Source organism: Fumia xinanensis (assembly GCF_014384905.1).
In the GTDB taxonomy this organism is placed as follows: domain Bacteria; phylum Bacillota; class Clostridia; order Oscillospirales; family Ruminococcaceae; genus Fumia; species Fumia xinanensis.
The window spans coordinates 1-17,243 of record NZ_JACRSV010000006.1 but is presented as its reverse complement, the minus strand read 5'-3'; the positions used below and the strand labels follow the sequence as shown (position 1 = coordinate 17,243).

At 43.5% G+C, this 17,243-nt stretch carries 18 protein-coding genes and 6 tRNA genes; 7 read left to right on the top strand and 17 right to left on the bottom strand.

Annotated elements, in window-relative coordinates; all coding sequences use genetic code 11:
* Positions 1–40 precede the first annotated feature (40 nt).
* The 4 genes from rpsJ to H8710_RS12785 form a co-directional block, all read right to left on the bottom strand.
* Entirely contained in the window at positions 41–352 is a 312-nt protein-coding gene (gene rpsJ / locus H8710_RS12800) for a 30S ribosomal protein S10 (protein ID WP_249296235.1), read from the bottom strand.
* A gap of 479 nt (positions 353–831) precedes the next feature.
* Positions 832–1,662 (bottom strand): hypothetical protein, encoded by an 831-nt coding sequence (locus H8710_RS12795; protein ID WP_249296234.1) that lies wholly within the window; start codon positions 1,660–1,662, stop codon positions 832–834.
* Positions 1,656–2,354 (bottom strand): ABC transporter ATP-binding protein, encoded by a 699-nt coding sequence (locus H8710_RS12790; protein WP_249296233.1) that lies wholly within the window; start codon positions 2,352–2,354, stop codon positions 1,656–1,658. Before H8710_RS12790 ends, H8710_RS12795 begins: the two co-directional genes overlap by 7 nt.
* On the bottom strand, positions 2,355–2,723 hold the full coding sequence (locus H8710_RS12785; RefSeq protein WP_249296232.1) for a GntR family transcriptional regulator: 369 nt from the start codon (positions 2,721–2,723) through the stop codon (positions 2,355–2,357).
* Positions 2,724–2,985: 262 nt separating this feature from the next.
* On the opposite strand from H8710_RS12785, the gene H8710_RS13480 reads away from it, so the two are divergent.
* Complete coding sequence (locus H8710_RS13480; protein ID WP_249296231.1) at positions 2,986–4,059, top strand: ArsR family transcriptional regulator; 1,074 nt, start codon at positions 2,986–2,988, stop codon at positions 4,057–4,059.
* Positions 4,060–4,099: 40 nt separating this feature from the next.
* Here the strand turns inward: H8710_RS13480 and H8710_RS12775 are convergent, their stop codons facing one another.
* The 11 genes from H8710_RS12775 to H8710_RS12725 all read right to left on the bottom strand — a co-directional run bounded on the left by H8710_RS12775 (position 4,100) and on the right by H8710_RS12725 (position 14,085).
* Positions 4,100–4,651, bottom strand: a complete 552-nt coding sequence (locus H8710_RS12775) for a TIGR01440 family protein (RefSeq protein WP_249296230.1) — start codon at positions 4,649–4,651, stop codon at positions 4,100–4,102.
* Positions 4,652–4,653: 2 nt separating this feature from the next.
* A complete protein-coding gene (gene mutY / locus H8710_RS12770) occupies positions 4,654–5,763 on the bottom strand; it encodes an A/G-specific adenine glycosylase (protein ID WP_249296229.1) in 1,110 nt (369 codons plus the stop codon).
* Between the two features lie 216 nt (positions 5,764–5,979).
* Positions 5,980–6,516, bottom strand: a complete 537-nt coding sequence (locus H8710_RS12765; protein ID WP_249296228.1) for a 2-oxoacid:ferredoxin oxidoreductase subunit gamma family protein — start codon at positions 6,514–6,516, stop codon at positions 5,980–5,982.
* Positions 6,516–7,265: a thiamine pyrophosphate-dependent enzyme gene (locus H8710_RS12760; RefSeq protein WP_249296227.1), complete on the bottom strand. Its 750-nt coding sequence runs from the start codon at positions 7,263–7,265 to the stop codon at positions 6,516–6,518. Before H8710_RS12760 ends, H8710_RS12765 begins: the two co-directional genes overlap by 1 nt.
* A 22-nt stretch (positions 7,266–7,287) precedes the next feature.
* On the bottom strand, positions 7,288–8,343 hold the full coding sequence (locus H8710_RS12755; protein WP_249296286.1) for a 3-methyl-2-oxobutanoate dehydrogenase subunit VorB: 1,056 nt from the start codon (positions 8,341–8,343) through the stop codon (positions 7,288–7,290).
* On the bottom strand, positions 8,343–8,567 hold the full coding sequence (locus H8710_RS12750) for a 4Fe-4S dicluster domain-containing protein (protein WP_249296226.1): 225 nt from the start codon (positions 8,565–8,567) through the stop codon (positions 8,343–8,345). Before H8710_RS12750 ends, H8710_RS12755 begins: the two co-directional genes overlap by 1 nt.
* A gap of 17 nt (positions 8,568–8,584) precedes the next feature.
* On the bottom strand, positions 8,585–9,262 hold the full coding sequence (locus H8710_RS12745) for a nucleotide-binding protein (RefSeq protein WP_249296225.1): 678 nt from the start codon (positions 9,260–9,262) through the stop codon (positions 8,585–8,587).
* 206 nt (positions 9,263–9,468) lie between these two features.
* The gene (gene spo0A / locus H8710_RS12740) at positions 9,469–10,278 is read right to left on the bottom strand and encodes a sporulation transcription factor Spo0A (protein ID WP_249296224.1); all 810 of its coding nucleotides are present in this window, start codon (positions 10,276–10,278) and stop codon (positions 9,469–9,471) included.
* Positions 10,279–10,520: 242 nt separating this feature from the next.
* Positions 10,521–11,753, bottom strand: a complete 1,233-nt coding sequence (gene spoIVB, locus H8710_RS12735; RefSeq protein WP_249296223.1) for a SpoIVB peptidase — start codon at positions 11,751–11,753, stop codon at positions 10,521–10,523.
* Positions 11,754–12,158: 405 nt separating this feature from the next.
* Positions 12,159–13,367, bottom strand: coding sequence for a 6-phosphofructokinase (locus tag H8710_RS12730; protein WP_249296222.1), 1,209 nt, complete (start codon positions 13,365–13,367; stop codon positions 12,159–12,161).
* A gap of 61 nt (positions 13,368–13,428) precedes the next feature.
* Complete coding sequence (locus H8710_RS12725; protein ID WP_249296221.1) at positions 13,429–14,085, bottom strand: S24 family peptidase; 657 nt, start codon at positions 14,083–14,085, stop codon at positions 13,429–13,431.
* A 200-nt stretch (positions 14,086–14,285) separates the two neighbouring features.
* On the opposite strand from H8710_RS12725, the gene H8710_RS12720 reads away from it, so the two are divergent.
* From H8710_RS12720 to H8710_RS12700, 5 genes are all read left to right on the top strand, one after another.
* Positions 14,286–14,361, top strand: a tRNA-Val gene (locus H8710_RS12720).
* 7 nt (positions 14,362–14,368) lie between these two features.
* A tRNA-Asp gene (locus tag H8710_RS12715) sits at positions 14,369–14,445 on the top strand.
* A gap of 68 nt (positions 14,446–14,513) precedes the next feature.
* A tRNA-Phe gene (locus H8710_RS12710) sits at positions 14,514–14,589 on the top strand.
* A gap of 5 nt (positions 14,590–14,594) precedes the next feature.
* Positions 14,595–14,670, top strand: a tRNA-Gly gene (locus H8710_RS12705).
* A 7-nt stretch (positions 14,671–14,677) separates the two neighbouring features.
* Positions 14,678–14,751, top strand: a tRNA-Cys gene (locus H8710_RS12700).
* A gap of 110 nt (positions 14,752–14,861) precedes the next feature.
* Here the strand turns inward: H8710_RS12700 and H8710_RS12695 are convergent.
* Positions 14,862–15,587, bottom strand: a complete 726-nt coding sequence (locus H8710_RS12695) for a hypothetical protein (protein WP_249296220.1) — start codon at positions 15,585–15,587, stop codon at positions 14,862–14,864.
* A 219-nt stretch (positions 15,588–15,806) separates the two neighbouring features.
* Between H8710_RS12695 and H8710_RS12690 the strand changes: the two genes are divergently transcribed.
* Complete coding sequence (locus tag H8710_RS12690) at positions 15,807–16,562, top strand: hypothetical protein (RefSeq protein ID WP_249296219.1); 756 nt, start codon at positions 15,807–15,809, stop codon at positions 16,560–16,562.
* A gap of 598 nt (positions 16,563–17,160) precedes the next feature.
* Here H8710_RS12690 and H8710_RS12685 read toward each other — a convergent pair.
* Positions 17,161–17,236: transfer RNA gene (locus tag H8710_RS12685), tRNA-Asn, on the bottom strand.
* Positions 17,237–17,243 lie beyond the last annotated feature (7 nt).

Sequence of the window (17,243 nt, the reverse complement as noted above, 5' to 3'; positions counted from 1 at the left end):
CGAGGCGTTTTCATGAACCATCTTGGGATTCATGTCGAAATTACAGGTTGATTTCGATTTCTACGCCTGCGGGGAGCTCAAGGCCCTGCAACGCTTCGACGGTCTTTGCAGACGGTCTCAAAACGTCGATGAGTCTTTTGTGCGTCCTCATCTCAAACTGTTCCCGGCTGTCTTTGTACTTGTGCACAGCGCGGAGAATGGTTACGACTTCTTTCTGAGTGGGCAGAGGAATAGGACCTGCAACTCTAGCTCCTGTTTTCTTTGCGGTTTCCACGATTTTGGCCGCGGAAGCATCCACCAGATTGTGATCATAACTTTTCAGTTTGATCCTTAATTTTTCTTTGACTGCCACTTGTCATCGCCTCCTTAAAAATTTGCGGGGACAAGACAATCGTTTGAACACGTTTCCGGGTGTTTCGCAAACGGCCATTAAAAAAACCGAAAAAACGCATGGTTTTTCCGGGTAGTCGTTGAAAATCACCTTGCACTTGCCGCCTAAAGAGGCGCAGTTTGCACAGAAACCCCAATTTTAAGGGCATAATACCCCCTCATCGGTCGATTTCATCGGTATTCAATCTTTTGTCGCCCGGTTTAAAATCGGACATACTCGGCGAAAATTACCTGCAAATAGCAGCAACCTTTCGCTTCATCGCATATCTGTCGCAGTCACGCAACATTGATTATATCGCATAAAACCGGCCATTGCAAGGGTTTATGTCCAATTTCTTGTTAATTTTTTATGAACAAATGTAACTTAATTGGAAGTTACACAGTATCTATTGTAGATGTTATTAGGAAAGGGCCGGAATGCAATCCCAGCCCTTTTTGTTCCTACTCCAGATTCAATTTTTTTGCCAACAAATATCGAGTGCCCAAAAGGCACCCTACTCCACAGAGCAGATTAATCACCAGCGCCGTCAGCAAGGCCCCATGGAGCAGTACCAACGGGCCTGTTGAGGTTTGCAGATCCATCATGAAATCAGATGTGCCCATTTTTAAGAAGAAATCAGACCCCGCAGCACCCACAATGACCATGGCAACAACGGCGACGATCTGAAGAACAAAGGTAATCCCGATATAGGTCAGGATAGAGCCAAGTAACTTTTGTCTGCCGAACAGCTGACCAATAGCCATTGAGACATAAAACATTAAAATTGTCGTCAGCAATTCCGCTAACAGCAATACTGAAAACTCAACAAGGAACAACCAGCCGTTAATATTCAGGTGACCCAGTGCTTGGAAAAGTTCCCCAAAAAATCCAGGCAATTTGGCTAGACTCTCCGTATCAAAGGCCAATAGGAGGATCGCCGCTACCACCAATACACCGCTGGCCAAATACCACACACCGGAGGTTAGCAACTTTGCCCAAATATGGGTCGAAACCTTTACCGGCAGAGTGTGCATCAGGTATCCCTCGTCCCCCAAGAGATTTTTGTAAAACCGCTGCACCGATATGAAAAAGGTGAGAAACAGCACGCCCATAATCATAAGCATGTAAATTACGACGAAAAACCCGGCGATGGCACCGTTTAAGGCTTCCTGTACAGGGGGAACTGCAAGCAGCACTTTGCCCAGTACCGTAACCAACAGAAGGGCTAAATAGGCGGGCAGCAACACTCTGGCCGTCGCCTTAAATTCATATTTTGTCAGTTTTCCTAACATTTGAATACCTCCCTGAACAAAGCATCTACACTCATTCCCTGTTCCTCTCGGATTTGATCGACAGATGCTTGCATCCGAACCTCACCCATATGGATAAAAATCACTTCATCGAGGATTTTTTCAATATCGGAAATCAAATGGGTGGAAATCACCACTGTGGCATTTTCATTATAATTGGTAATAATCGTGTTAAGGATGTAGTCCCTCGCTGCAGGGTCCACTCCCCCAATGGGTTCATCAAGTAAGTAAAGGTCCGCCTCCCGGCTCATTACCAAAATCAACTGCACTTTTTCTTTGGTGCCCTTGGACATGGTCTTCAGCTTATCAGCCGGATCGATATTCAACCGTTTGAGCATATCATAAGCCTTTTCAACATTGAAATTATCATAAAAATCATGGAAAAAGCAAATAATATCAGAAACCTTCATCCAATCACAAAGATAACTGCGCTCAGGTAGATAGGATACAATTTTTTTGGTTTCAACTCCCGGTCTCTTTCCGTCAATTAGGATTTCTCCGCGTGTCGGAGTCAAAAGTCCGTTGGCCAATTTGATGAGAGTGCTTTTTCCACTGCCGTTGGGTCCAAGCAAACCAATAATTTTCCCCCTTTCCAAAGAGAGGTCCACGCCGCACAGCGCTATCTTTCCACTATAAGTTTTAACTAGGGATTTACATTCCAAAATCGGAGCCATTTACTGTTCCTCCTTCACTATATTTCGAACTTGTGCCAAAATATCTTCACTATTAAAGCCCAGTTGCCTCATGTTCTCTACAAAGGTAACAATCTGTTCTTTTGCCAATGTATTCTTGATTTCTTCAATCATCGTTTGATCCTCCGTTACAAATCGCCCACTGGTTCGCTGACTGTACAGTAACCCTTTTTGCTCCATTTCCGCCAATGCCTTTTGCATCGTGTTGGGATTCACTTCCGCTTCGGCTGCCAGTTCTCGGACAGATGGCATTCGCTGTCCTGCACGGTACTCGCCGGACACAATACGCAGCTGAATTTCTTCAATAATCTGTGCATAGATTGGCCGATCTGAATTCAGTTTCCATGACATAAGCAGGCTCCTTTCTGCAGTGTATTATTGTACTACTTATTTAATACAATAATACACTGGTAAAATCTATTTGTCAATAACTTTTTATAAAAATTATATACTCCACTTTTTTTGAATCTATTTTCGAATTTGATTGAACAAATCATAAAATATTCGAAAAATTATTGATATTTTACTTGATTTTTAGTACAATAAATACGTTAAGCAATTTAACAATTACTGTCCTATCTGTATTGTGCAGATATATGAGAGGAGGGCTTGTGTGATTACGTATCATCCTGTTCCAGGAAGAGTTTATGATCTGATTTTTATTGGTGCAATCCATTATGATTACAAATCTTTTATCATTAGAAATCAGGACATTTCTTTTGAGGCCACTCCAAAAATCACTTCAGAAATCCATCAATTTATTCGGCGCTCCGCCGAAATTGATGAAAAATTTATATCTATCTTATTTTCCTTTCAGCATGATTTTCGCCTTTTTTGGATACGTTTCATTATGTCTGCCCGTTCATTTTTTTCGTTTCAATCCATGGAAGAGTTTTTCGAGTGGATTGAATTGCTTGATCCGGCCATTCTTCTCACACATTTTTTGAGCTTTCTAGACAATCAAACCAAATCACGCCAGGAATATGAGGCGCTACTGACAGATTACGAAAAGCTCAATGACTTTGTTTCAAAGTTAGATTTAGATGACTCCGCTAAATACCAAGTCGTTTCTTTATGTCTGTCGCCAAAGGGCTGCATTAAAAAAATTTGCCAAGCTTTTCGAAAGATGAATGAAATTATGGATCAAATTGAAATACGGTTTTCCGATTATATTGACCACCTAAAGGCCCACCTCTTATCCGAGGAGGAAATTACAGAGGTGACCAAATATACAAGTTTCAATTGGAATGTTAAAAAATACGATTCGTTGATTTATACTCTTTCATTCGTGGATGACAGCGCGGTACACTGCCAGTCCGCAGGTTCCCAAGCTCATTTTATATTGGGCTCCAATGCAGGATATTACAGCTGCTGCTTTCATGAAAGGATTGATTTGGTCAGTTTGGGCAGCACCCTCAGTGACCAGCGTCGGATTGATATTCTCAATCTTTTGGAAAATGGAGAACGGTACGCCACTGAAATCGCTCAAATATTAAAGATCCCCAACAATACCCTTTTTTACCACTTAAACCAATTGTTGGCCGCTAATCTGATCGCCACTCGTATTTCCGGAAGAAAAACGTTTTACTCCTTAAAGTCGAAAACTTTTAAGGCGATTTCCGATTATTTTGAAAACTATTATAAAATCATTGCCGAAAAAGAGAAAGAAAATGGAATGCTCAATTAAATATAAAAATAAAAAGGAACCGAAAAATCGGTTCCTTTTTTTATAAAAGTTCTTCATTATAATGTGCTCGTTCCCCTCCCACAAATTTTGGACGGGTTCTCGCCAAGGTAATGGGAGCCTCTCCAATCTGTTTGACGCTCACTCGGACAGGGACAGCAACTTCCAGTAAATGCATGCCAATGAGGGTCCCACCGATGTCCATCCCAGCTGACGCCCGCACATGCTCCACTACGACTGGATCTTCAAACCTTTCATAGGCAGTCGTAGCAAAAGCCCCTCCTGCATGAGGGTGAGGAACCACATTTACCTCTGTAAGGTTATATTTTTCGACAGCTCGCCGTTCAACCACCAAACAACGGTTGAGATGCTCACAACACTGTGCCGCGAGAAGCAACCCCTCCTCCTTCAGAACTGCTATAAGGGAATCAAAAACAGCCTCCGCTGCCGCCTTACTGCTGCAAGTGCCGATTTTTTTTCCTACGATTTCGCTGGAGCTACACCCTACCACAACAAGGTCTCCTGACCGGAGTTTTGCTGTTTCTAAAAGTTCGGACAGCGCCCCTCTAGTTTCTTCTTTAATTTGTTCCGTCATTCCTATCCCATCCCTTTCTCAGTATATTCCAATAGCTGTTTTTTAAAAGAGGCAAACGCTCCCGGTACAGCATAAATCTTTTCTAATTCATCTAAAGTAGCTAAAACAGCTCCCTCCCAGCGAGCTTGCTGGCAGACGGCTAAGTATCCCGCCATTTTCCATTCAACATGGGTAAAAATATGTTTTGCCTCTTTAAGGGAATAAATCTTGATAGGAAGGTTTCCCTGCTGTCGCAGCACGTCTTCCGCCTGCTCTCTACTAAGTCGCAATGGAACATTGGGAAACTCCCACAGTCCAGCTAAAAGGCCTACTGCAGGACGTTTTGATAGCAGTACTCCCTCCTGATTGCAGATCAAAAATACCGTTTTTTCCTCTAGTCGCCGCGCCTTTTTTGCGGATTTAATCGGAAACGCCAACTGGGTTCCCTCACGAAATGCAGTACACAAATGGGAGAGAGGACAGCAACCGCACATGGGCGTCCCATTTGGCAAGCAAACCCCTGCTCCTAAATCCATCACTGCCTGGTTAAAATCCCCCGGGCGGTGCCGGGACACAATTTCCTGCAATAATTCTCGATAGGCCTTTTTTACCTGTGGGCTGGCAATATCCGACTCACATCCCAAAATTCTCGAAAAAACTCGAAGCACATTTCCATCTACTGCTGGAACCGGCTCCCCAAACGCAATAGAAGCAATGGCCCCTGCCGTATATTCTCCTATTCCGCATAGATCGAGAAGGAGTTCGTAGGACGGGGGCAATTTGCCGTCATACCGTTCCACAACCTGTCTGGCGGCTTTATGAAGGTTCCGGATCCGGGAATAATACCCCAGTCCCTCCCATAGCTTATGGAGCTGTTCTTCCGACGCATCAGCCAAGGACGAAATATCCGGCAACACTTCTACAAAACGCTGAAAATAGGGCAAAACCGCTTCCACTCTGGTCTGCTGAAGCATGATTTCCGAAAGCCAAACCCAATAAGGCTCAGGATTGCTGCGCCAAGGAAGCACTCGGGCGTGTTTATCATACCATTCCAACAGCGGCGTACTTACTTTAGCCAGCAATCCCACCGCCTCTTCTTGAGACATTGGTAACTGCAACTGAACTTTTTCCATCACACGCCGCCTTTCAGAATCATTTTCTTCTATTATAATGCGTCTGACACAAAGCTGCAAGCTTCGAAAGTATGAACTTTCGAAGCTTGCAATAAATAATTTGGAAATGATAGGATATAAAAATTAGCATACAACCTTGACTTAAGCTGTTTTATCACTATCTCATATTTATAAAAAAATCTGACTACCGAGTTTTTATATGCGAAAAAACTTCCATTATCCCGCAAATTCAGCTCCTAGGGCAATGGCCTGTAAATTTTTATCCAGCAATTGTATCTTAGAGGAGGGGACGCTTTCCCGTACCGCCTGTTCCACTGTTTTCTGTGAGGTAAAACAGCTTACCCTCGTGAGATAGCCCAGCATAATCATATTTGCCAAACCATGCAGCCCGTTTTCCTGCGCCAAAGCAGTAGCGGGAATTGGAAAATAACACACATCCTCCCGCGGACAGGACAAATCCACTAGTGAGCTATCAGAAAAAACCATTCCTCCAGCTTGAACTGCGCCAATGAATTTTTCAAAGGAAGGCCGGTTAAACGCCACAAATAAATTCGGTGACAGCACAATAGGGCAGCCGATTTCCCGCTCATCGATACAAACCGAACAGTTCGCTGTTCCTCCCCGCATCTCAGGGCCATAGGAAGGAAGCCATGAGACGTAATTTCCGTCAATCATCGCTGTAGCCGCAGCCACCTTCCCCATAAAGAGGATTCCCTGACCGCCAAAACCTGCCAATAGCATCTGCAAACTCATTATGCATCCTCCCCTGTCCGGTCTGCAAAATTTCCCAGCGGATAATATGGAATCATATTGTCCTTTAGCCAGGAAAGAGCTTCCACCGGCGTTAATCCCCAATTCGTCGGGCAGGTGGACAGCACCTCTACAATAGAAAAGCCCTTTCGTTTGTTCTGTACCTCAAAGGCTTTTTTGATAGCCGATTTCGCCTTTTTTATGTGGGGCACATCGTGTACCGCCACCCTCTCTGCAAATGCTACGCCATCCAGGGTGGAGAGCATCTCACAGACCCGGATAGGAAATCCTGCTGCTGCGGTATCCCGGCCAAAGGGCGTCGTCTGCGTGACCTGTCCCGGCAAGGTAGTAGGAGCCATTTGACCGCCGGTCATACCGTAAATAGCGTTGTTTACAAAAATAATCGTTATATTTTCCCCCCGAGTAGCTGCGTGGACGGTTTCCGCCGTACCGATCGCCGCCAGATCACCGTCCCCTTGATAGGTAAAGACGATGCAGCCCGGGTGAACCCGTTTGATTCCGGTGGCCACTGCCGGTGCGCGGCCATGGGGCGCTTCCACCATATCACAGTTAAAATAATCGTAAGCCATTACAGCACACCCCACTGGCGCCACGCCGACAGCATCTCCAAGCATCCCAAGTTCTTCCAGGGATTCTGCCACCAAACGGTGAATAATACCGTGTGTGCATCCAGGACAGTAATGGGTTGCCTTTTCAGTTAGACCCTTTGTTTTCTCAAACACTACAGACATATTTGTTCCTTTCCGCTCGCGCTCATGAAAGACCGGCCATTTTGCGGATCGCATACAGTACCTCATCTGGGGTAGGCACCAAGCCACCTGTCCGGCCAATAAACTCCACTGGACAACGACCGTTGACCGCAAGACGCACATCTTCCACCATTTGCCCCATACTGAGTTCCACGCATAAGATACCGTCTAAAGTTTCGGCGCCGTCGAATTCCTTTTGGGGAAAGGGCCAAACGGTAATGGGACGAATCAGCCCAACTTTAATTCCCTCTTCACGGGCTGCTTGTACAGCAGATTTAACTACCCGGGCTGCGATGCCGTAAGCGGTGACAGCATACTGGGCATCCTCCATGAATAAGCTTTCCGCTACAGCTTCCCTCTCTTCTATGATGCGATATCGTTCAAATCGATTGAGGATAGTCTGTTCCAACTCCGACGGATTGAGATAAAGTGAATTGACGATATTGGGAGGCCTTTTATTCTTATGGCCTGTCAAAGCCCATGTTTTTTCCTTTGTATGACAGTTGCTTTCCGGGAACTCCACTGGTTCCATCATCTGTCCCAGCATCCCATCCGCCAAAATCAGCGACGGCATCCTATATTCTTCTGCCAAATCAAAAGCCTTGCCCATGAGATCGACAATTTCCTGAATGGACGACGGCGCAAAAACCAAGGCGTGCCCATCTCCGTGGCCAAGTGCCCGGGTCGCTTGCCAATAATCGGACTGAGACGGCTGAATACCGCCGAGTCCAGGCCCTCCCCGCATCACATTCACAATGACGCAGGGCAGATCTGAACCGATAATGTAAGAAATCCCCTCAGTTTTCAGGCTGATTCCAGGAGAAGATGACGAAGTCATGGTCCGCGCTCCCGCTGCTGCAGCACCAAGTACCATGTTAATGGCGGCAACTTCACTTTCCGCCTGCAAATACGTTCCGCCGATTTTCGGCATACGTTTGGCCATATATGCCGCCACTTCAGTCTGCGGAGTGATGGGGTAGCCAAAAAAATACCGACAGCCGGCTCGGATGGCTGCTTCCGCAAGAGCTTCGTTTCCTTTCATCAAAAACTTTTTCCCCATCATTTCCCCTCCTTTTTTTCCTTTTTAATAGTTATGGCGCAGTCGGGGCACATCATAGCACAAATGGCACATCCGATGCATTTATCCGGATGAACCGGAGTAGATGGCGTATATCCTTTTTTATTAAGCTTCTTTTTATCCAGCACTAGTACCTTTTTGGGGCACATATGGACGCAGAGGCCGCAGCCTTTGCACCGGTCCGGATCAATGATGACCTTTGGCATAGCTATTCCTTTCTGAATTAAAAAGGCCCTTGTTCCCAAGGCTTCGTAACAAATATGCGGATCGGATATTCCATTGGCAGCTGGACCTCCAAAGCTTTTTGCAAAAAAACCGCAGTCGCCGCCAGCGGCAATCCTGTTTCTCGGCAAATTTCGTTTGCATAGGGAAGGGAATCCAAAATATCCTTTCCAGTTGTCCCCTCCCCCAGGTTTGAATTGTTAATAATCGCAGTCGTCTGAAGACGGGAAGCTTTCTCTATTTCTTTCATAAGATTGACACTATCTTTGGGCGTAGACGTACCTAAGCGATATCGGTTGACCACATAAAACATATCAAAATCCATACTCTCAATCAGTCCGGCGTACCTGCCCAGCGCAATTGCACCAGCATCATCTCCGCCAACATCTACGACCACCGTTATTTCCTCATCGGAAAGGAGAGTTTCTATTTCCGGCGGCAAAGCCGGAATGTCCAGATTGCTGCCTGCGTAAACAGGCGCGGCCAGACAAATTTGATTTTGCGCAAACAGCGCTTTAAAATCAGCTGTTCGGAAATAGGGGTTCACAATATCCAGATCAATAATCGCTACCTTTTTTCTTTTCTTAGATAGATCAAGCGCAATGTTCACTGCTAAATTGGTTTTCCCGCTTCCGTAATGGCCAGTAATGATATTCAGCCTTTTTTCGACAAAAAACATGCTTCCTCCAATGATATACTAATTCCATTGCCGCCTTCTATTTTACCATCAGGCAGCTTTGAACTGTCGGAAATTTTCTAAAGCTTCTGTGACTATTTTATAGCCGCGAAACCATAATATAGAAAACAAAAAACTGCGGACAGAATATTCTGTCCACAGCTTTTTGTGTATTATTCCATACCTGAGGATACCAGTCATCCTCGGATCTACTTTCTGGTCTGAAATAAATCGGCGGAATCACCATGAGCCAAGCGGATCTGCATTCTGATTTTATCCGCGATCATCGCGATAAACTCAGAATTCGTGGGTTTTCCTCTGCTATTCTGGATGGTGTATCCAAAATAGGAATTGAGTACATCCACATCGCCGCGATCCCAAGCCACTTCAATGGCATGGCGGATGGCTCTTTCCACCCTGGAAGCGGTAGTCCCGAACTTCTTGGCAACAAGAGGGTAAAGTTGCTTGGTCACAGAATTCATCATCGCGGTATCCTGAACAGACAGTAAAATTGCCTCTCTCAGATAATGATACCCCTTGATATGTGCCGGCACACCAATCTGGTGAATGATTCCTGTGATATTGACCTCAAGCTGCTGAAGCGTAATCTCTCCATGCTGTTTGGAAGAAGTAACTTCTTCCTCATTGGAAACGCCGCACATGAGATCAATCTGGTCAAGCAAAACCGAAATTTCAAAGGGTTCCAGCATATAATAGCAGTGTGGATTCTCCATAATCTGCTTTTCGACAATTCCATTGTTAAAAGCCGAAGTAACGATAAACATGGGGATGTTGTCGTTGCCCTTCAGTGCACTCAACACATGTACCGCGTCGATGCTGGTCATCAAGGTACTCATAACAACTAGATCTGGATGTTCCTGTTCAATCACATTGAGAATTTGACCGCCATCTCTTTTCGTCAGAATAACATCGTATCCCTTTTCTTTCAGTTTGTTCTGATATATGGTACCAAAATCAGATGATTCGTCACCAATCAGAACTTTTTTCCTGTTGTCCAATACAAAAACCTCCTAACAGTTTTATCACACGAGTTATTCTAGCACCTTTCGTCCGGATTTTCAATAGCAAAACTTAAGGATTTTTATATTTGGTTATTGTGTTAAATAATTAATTACAGACTTGTTTATATTGTAAGCGAAAATTGTCGATTCTTGTCTAATTTCTATTAAACCTAAAAAATAAGTCAAAAAAACAAGATCCCGTTTGCTGTAGGAAAAAGGGAGGTTTTCGCGAAAAAGTGTTAAAATCCTGCAGCCTCTTCTGAAGCGATGTCGGAAAAATTTTCAATCATGTTCTCTGCAAAGATTCCATAACCCCTTTGAGGATCGTTTACAAAAACGTGTGTCACCGCTCCGACTAGTTTACCATTTTGAATAATTGGGCTTCCGCTCATACCCTGTACAATACCGCCAGTGGCTTCTAAAAGTTTCGAATCTGTAATTTTTACTACCATATTTTTAGTAGGAGAGTGATCGTTGAGATTGACTTTTTCTATCTCAATGTCATAAATTTGAGGCTTGGTGCCAGAGATCGTGGTGTATATCTGTGCAGCTCCTGTCTGAACATCCTGTTTGAGGCAAATGGGTATAGGTTCATTTTCCACCGGTTTGCTTTTTAATTGCCCATATACTCCCGTCTCGTTATTGGTATATAATTCTCCCACTACAGAGTGGGACAAAAATGTTCCTCTCAGTTCTCCTGGAGTACCCGCTGTGCCTTTCACCACATCCAAAATCGTAACCGGGACTACCTCCCCACTGGAAAGAGGGAGAGGCTCTCCAGTATCAATATCACATACCGCATGCCCTAAGCCACCAAAATCCCCTGAAACAGGGTCATAAAGAGTAACCGTTCCGATTCCCGCTGAGCTGTCACGCACCCAAATTCCGCATTTATAAGCCCCGTCAGTAAGACTTTTTACCGGCTGGATAGACACTTTCATTTGCTGTCCGTCTCGAATCAGCTGAATCGTCGCCGGTTCTCCTTTTGTATCATTAATTCTCTGAGAAAGTTCTGTATATGAAGACACATCGTGTCCGTTCACAGATAAAATAATGTCCCCTTTTTCCACACCGGCATTTTTAGCGGGATAGGCACTGCCCGTTTCGGTATCGATGGGAGTAAGGCCCACTACCACCACACCAGCAGTAAGCATTTTCAGTCCAAAAGGGGTTCCGCACGGAACGGCATACCGTTCTTCCGCCTGATGAAGATAGGTGGTTTTCACCGGAATAACCCCCAAAAGTTTCAGATTTACCGCTTTGGTTGCTGATGTATTTGCTTCAGCGCGGACCTCTTTTTCATTTCCTGCTTCTTCTACTGATACCTGACTATGCTGATAAATCCGAAATTGCTGATTTCCATAAACATAAAAGCTGTCGGGTATATCCTGATTTAAATAAGTAACGAAACTCATAATAAAAATTGTAAAAATGCTGACAAATAACGTTGTCGTTTGAATTACTTTTCTCATATAATGCCCATTCCTTTCTAAGGAACCGCTCATATTAGCCTAACAAAATTTTTAAGTAGAGCGGTGCCTTTGTTTGAAAAAATTTCAAACGAAAGACCATCTATTTATTTTTATTGCCTATTTGGCGGCAATCTGTTATTACCTTTTGACAAATCGAAATAAATATCATTGGGTTTTGTCCCCTGTTAAAAATCGCAATAGAAAATTGCCAGCAAAGGTTGATAATTCAAAGAGAAGTATTCCCTGTTTTTCTTGCAATAGACGACTTTTGTTAGGAAAGGGAAGATTTTCAAACATATTGATTATAATTATTATACGAATTGTATTATTTATAAAATATATTTCATTTATGCACATATAAAAAAAGAGCGATAAACCTGATTGGTTTATCGCTCTTTTTTTAAACTAAAATATAACGTATTCGTTTAATCCATAATCATTTTGAAATCTTGGAATATCCCCCTGAATCAAAGGCAGAATATACCGACAAATTTCCTGCTGAATTTCCTTGTCTTCCAAATCAAACCACTTATTTGGAACAAGTTGCTCAAGATTAGCTACATCTGCTATTTCCACCGTATGCATAGAGACAGAGTAAGGCTCATTTGTCTCCCTTTTTACGGCTACCATTCTTCCTGTCTCTCCAGCCAATGCGGCTCTTACGCCAAATTTTCCAATGGAAAAGCTCTCTTCCACATCGGTAAGAGAACCGAGATGGGAAGAACACCGCTGCATCAAGTTGAGTTCAATCGAGCGTACTTTACAGCCAATTTCGTTTCGGACCAAAAGTTCCAAATGTTTCCCCACTCCACTCAAATAAGCATGCCCAAAATTATCAATCGCGCCGCTTTTGGCGGAACTGCCTACATACTCTCCCTTTTCGTTGCGGATCCCCTCGCTGACAGCTATCACAATATTATCAGTGGTTTTCATTTTCTCACGAACCTGATTGATAAAATCCGACTCGCTGAAGGGCACCTCGGGAATAGCGATGATATCGGGCTTCTGTCCCCCCAGTAATTTTGGCAGTGCAGCTGCCAACGTAAGCCATCCTGCGTGCCGCCCCATAACTTCCACGATTGTCACCGATTTGACAGCGTAAATAGCGGTGTCTCGTATCAGCTCATTCATTGTCACCGCCAAATATTTCGCCGCACTTCCGTACCCCGGTGTGTGATCTGTACCAGCCAAATCGTTGTCGATGGTCTTTGGCAATCCCATCATGATAGGAGCGTCTGCTTTTCCCTGATAAAATCTGCTCAGCTTGCTCACTGTATCCATACTGTCGTTGCCGCCGATATACAAAAAATATCCGATATTGTACTGTTTAAGAACAGCGTCAATAGTTTGGTAAATCGGAGCTTCCAAATCATCCGGAAGCTTACAGCGGCAGGAGCCCAATGCCATTGCCGGAGTTGCCTTCAGCTTCTCGAGGTCTCGAAAATCCGTCAAGTCAATCAACCTGTCGTAAAGGACCCCTTCGATTCCATGCCGGCTTCCATAAATACTGCCAATGCGCTCCTCTTGCTGTGCTGCCGCAATGACCCCTGCCAATGTAGCGTTGATAGCGACGCTGGGCCCACCAGACTGTCCAACAATCAAATTTTTTTTCATAAAGCCTCCATAGCAATAAATGACCGCTCTTTCCTGTTAGAGTCAGAGCGGTTAAATCTTTTTATTGATCTGAATCGTAATCAAAATCTATATCATCGAAGACAAAGTCTTTGGTTAGCGTCCCATAAGCCGGTGTCTCGACCTCATCGTCTTCGTGCGGAGGTTCCTGTGGCCGGCGATTTTTTAATATCACATGAAGGAGGATACTCAACCCCACCACAAAAAATAATATACCGAAGCTCCACCATAGAAAAATGGGTTTTCCATCTTCGCTTTGCAGAAAAAGAACCGCCTTTCCTAAAACGGCACTTTTCGACTGCACCGTTCCCAGAAAACGAGTATCCTCTGCCGACAGAATCACCTGCGTTCCCGCTTCATCGGCGACAACATACTCCACCCCGTTTACCTGCAGCAGACGCCGCACCAGCAGATGATCTACGCCGTCTTTCTCCTGATAAAAAGCAACTAAATCCCCCTGAGCAAACGAAGTAGGCGGATCATGTTTAACGATAATCATATCCTTATTGTTAATGGATGGCGCCATATCCCCCGACTGCATCAAGTGGTAACTTCTCCCAAACAAGTTAAATGTCCCCGTTCGGTCAGCATTTTTAACACCGATTCCTAATAGTATAAGTCCAATAATACTGCATAATATAATAAAACTGCAGACAACAGTAATAATATTTTTGGTTCCCTGGGACATTTGCTTGTCCAATGATTTCTCCCCCTTTAAAGGTGGTCTTCGCGACGTAAAATGACATAATACTGCATTATGTTGATATTATATCCCAAATAGGGTAAGATTGCAACCCATTGAAGCAGAATTTTTTTAAAAAAAGTGTTGACAAAGCCCGACGAGTTGTGTATAATAATATTCGTTCACTGAACGGAGGCGTTCAGTGATGCTGAAATTGTGGGGGTATAGCTCAGCTGGGAGAGCATCTGCCTTACAAGCAGAGGGTCACAGGTTCGAGCCCTGTTGTCCCCACCATTTTTTTGGCCCGCTAGCTCAGTTGGTTAGAGCGCTAGCCTGTCACGCTAGAGGTCGTGGGTTCGAGCCCCATGCGGGTCGCCATTTTGTCATCAAATCCCGATTGCTTGCATATATTGAAACATCGGGATTTTTGATGATGTTATCTTCCTGCCTCTGTAGCTCAGTCGGTAGAGCAGGGGACTGAAAATCCCCGTGTCGTTGGTTCGATTCCGACCGGAGGCACCATATATGCGGATTTAGCTCATCTGGTAGAGCGCCACCTTGCCAAGGTGGAGGTAGCGAGTTCGAGCCTCGTAATCCGCTCCATTTTTATGGCGTCATAGCCAAGTGGTAAGGCAGAGGACTGCAACTCCTTCACCCCCAGTTCAAATCTGGGTGACGCCTCCAACGTAATAAAGCTCTGAGAATTCTTCTCAGAGCTTTATTTTTCCAAAATTAGACTAACTAATTTGGCATTTTAAAACAGGCCGATTCGCAATAAACGAATCGGCCTGTTTTTATTTCATATTGCGGAGCACAGCTGCGGAAAATCCACTAAATATCATAAAAGAATATTCATCCGGATTATCGTAATACAGCTCCATCACAGATAACGGCTGATCTAAAACAGTCGCATCAATGACCCCAAAATTCTCTGTAACCGACTGGAGCGCTTCACATAGCTTCTGTCCTTGCTCTCCTGGCACTGAGCTTGGCGTAGTCTTAGAGGCCCATCTCTGTATCTTCCAGGGGCCCTTCTCCTCCATCTGCTGCTCAGTATTGTAAAGAATCCGCTTGTTAATCTCTTCCATGGCCAGATCTGGATCCAGTTTATAATCGCTTGGTTCCCATTGGACACTGTTGGCAGAAAATGTGGATGGATAATCCTCTAGAAAAGTCACCTTTACAGCATATAGTCCAATATGCTGCGAAAGGTCAAAAAGGTGATCAGCAAATAAGAGTTCTACCGAAACAGGCAGTCCGTACATCGAGGATTTTTTAGTAATCTTATAAGAAAAGGTGCCATCTGGATATCCTTTCTCTTTATCAGTCGCCTCTCCTTGACGTGCGACCTGCTTTTTAGAAAGTCCCAAATCCGCAAAAACTTGGTCAGGGTCACTTCCCCATTTTGCATTCAAAAAAGTATCATATTGATATAAGTCTCGATCTTGATCACTTCCCCCACAAGCGGAAAAGGTGACAAGTGTAATCAATGCCATTAAAATTGCTGCTATGCGTTTCATATATATTTTATACCTCACTCTGTATTCAAGTTATTTTTAGCTAGTATAATTTATTATAAAAGAAAAAATTGGATTTGTCAAAATTTTTTCTTTTAGTTCGTTTATTCGACAAAATCAATTAGTTTAATTTTGTAAAATAAACGTAGAAGGGCAGGTGAAAATTATGGTATAAATATTATGTATAAATCGATGCGATATTATTTAAAAGGAGGCCATAAAATGAAAAAATTTTTAACATGTATAATGGTATTGTCCTCAATGATTATAGCAGGAAGCCTTCCTATATTTGCAATGGATATACAGACTTCCTCAGAACAGAATCCTATTGCCCTAGAAAATGATTCTATTACATATGATATGATAGATTCTGTAATAAAAAATGGCAAAATTATTGCTATATCAGATAATGAAATGGATTTCAGTATGACAGAATCAATCAATACGGTACAAACTCGTGGCAAGGGTATTATCGAAAATGAAATCAAAACTAACGTCAAAATAATTGCCCTGGAAGGAACTGTAGACGACCTGTTATCCTATGCTTCTATTATTAAAGAAAATGATGGTAGTGTTGAACGTTCAGAAAGTGATAATCTTCCAATGGCCACTATTACAACACGTGTTTATTATACGAAATACACTTATTCAGATGGCAAAGAATACTATGGCATTAATAAAGTTACTGGTAGAATTGTCGGGGCCCAATCAGGAAGTTATTTGGGCTCCAATACCTACATCACAAAAAATTACGCTCATATTGGTCAAGAAGGATATACTCCTTCTGGATACCGTTCTAACTCTTCTCCATATGAACCGAGTGTTTCAACCAGATCTTGGACATTTACTGCGCCGTCGTCATGGAAAAACTATCCCGTGGCTAATTCATCCTCTAATGCTGTAGGATGTTACTATTATATTACTTTAACGCGCGGTTCAGAAAGTTGGAAAATTGAACTGACAAATAATATTTGGTGAAACCCATGAAAACAAGAGTAAAAATAATCTATTATTCGTATCTAATCATTCTGCCCATTCTCTTTATTATCCTCAGGCTCTTTGAAAATTGGTCGAAAGCATATTCTGCCCAGACTTTTACTCCTGTATCAACAATTGTGGCAGTCGCACTACCTATCGTTTATGGGCTTTTAATTGGTGCTGATACGCTTTTTATGGATAAGTTGCTGAAAAAAGACCTAATCCTGCCCAAAATAATAGGAATTGCTATTTTATTAATCGTGTATCTAATCAGCTTTTCAAAACATTACAATGGGCTCATTGCAACGAGCCTACTGGTTTCTTTAGGGTACCAAACAGTTACGCTAATTCAAGTAATATGTCAGCGTAATCGAGAAAATCCAAACAATTAAGCTTACTAGTAAGAAAGAACTCCATTCTGATGGAGTTCTTTCTTCTTTGGCTCCTCCAGTAACTGACGACACTCAGCTGCACACCAGGCAAGCTTAGTGCAGACAACCGTCATGCATCTCCCGAAACACAGTACTGTAAGTTGAAGCCGGAAAAAGAAGTAAAAGAAGAAAGCAGCATGGACTGCGTCCACACTGCTCTTCCTTTTTGGCTGCCTCTGTCAGGCTCGAACTGACGACCCTGCGGTTAACAGCCGCATGCTCTACCAACTGAGCTAAGAGGCAATATACA

Bases quoted from the DNA above. Each gene is read 5' to 3' on its own strand.
- H8710_RS12795 (WP_249296234.1), bottom strand. From the start codon at position 1,662: ATGTTAGGAAAACTGACAAAATATGAATTTAAGGCGACGGCCAGAGTG.
- H8710_RS12790 (WP_249296233.1), bottom strand. From the start codon at position 2,354: ATGGCTCCGATTTTGGAATGTAAATCCCTAGTTAAAACTTATAGTGGA.
- H8710_RS12785 (WP_249296232.1), bottom strand. From the start codon at position 2,723: ATGTCATGGAAACTGAATTCAGATCGGCCAATCTATGCACAGATTATT.
- H8710_RS12775 (WP_249296230.1), bottom strand. From the start codon at position 4,651: ATGACGGAACAAATTAAAGAAGAAACTAGAGGGGCGCTGTCCGAACTT.
- mutY (WP_249296229.1), bottom strand. From the start codon at position 5,763: ATGGAAAAAGTTCAGTTGCAGTTACCAATGTCTCAAGAAGAGGCGGTG.
- H8710_RS12765 (WP_249296228.1), bottom strand. From the start codon at position 6,516: ATGAGTTTGCAGATGCTATTGGCAGGTTTTGGCGGTCAGGGAATCCTC.
- H8710_RS12760 (WP_249296227.1), bottom strand. From the start codon at position 7,265: ATGTCTGTAGTGTTTGAGAAAACAAAGGGTCTAACTGAAAAGGCAACC.
- H8710_RS12755 (WP_249296286.1), bottom strand. From the start codon at position 8,343: ATGGGGAAAAAGTTTTTGATGAAAGGAAACGAAGCTCTTGCGGAAGCA.
- H8710_RS12750 (WP_249296226.1), bottom strand. From the start codon at position 8,567: ATGCCAAAGGTCATCATTGATCCGGACCGGTGCAAAGGCTGCGGCCTC.
- H8710_RS12745 (WP_249296225.1), bottom strand. From the start codon at position 9,262: ATGTTTTTTGTCGAAAAAAGGCTGAATATCATTACTGGCCATTACGGA.
- spoIVB (WP_249296223.1), bottom strand. From the start codon at position 11,753: ATGAGAAAAGTAATTCAAACGACAACGTTATTTGTCAGCATTTTTACA.
- H8710_RS12730 (WP_249296222.1), bottom strand. From the start codon at position 13,367: ATGAAAAAAAATTTGATTGTTGGACAGTCTGGTGGGCCCAGCGTCGCT.
- H8710_RS12695 (WP_249296220.1), bottom strand. From the start codon at position 15,587: ATGAAACGCATAGCAGCAATTTTAATGGCATTGATTACACTTGTCACC.
- H8710_RS12690 (WP_249296219.1), top strand. From the start codon at position 15,807: ATGAAAAAATTTTTAACATGTATAATGGTATTGTCCTCAATGATTATA.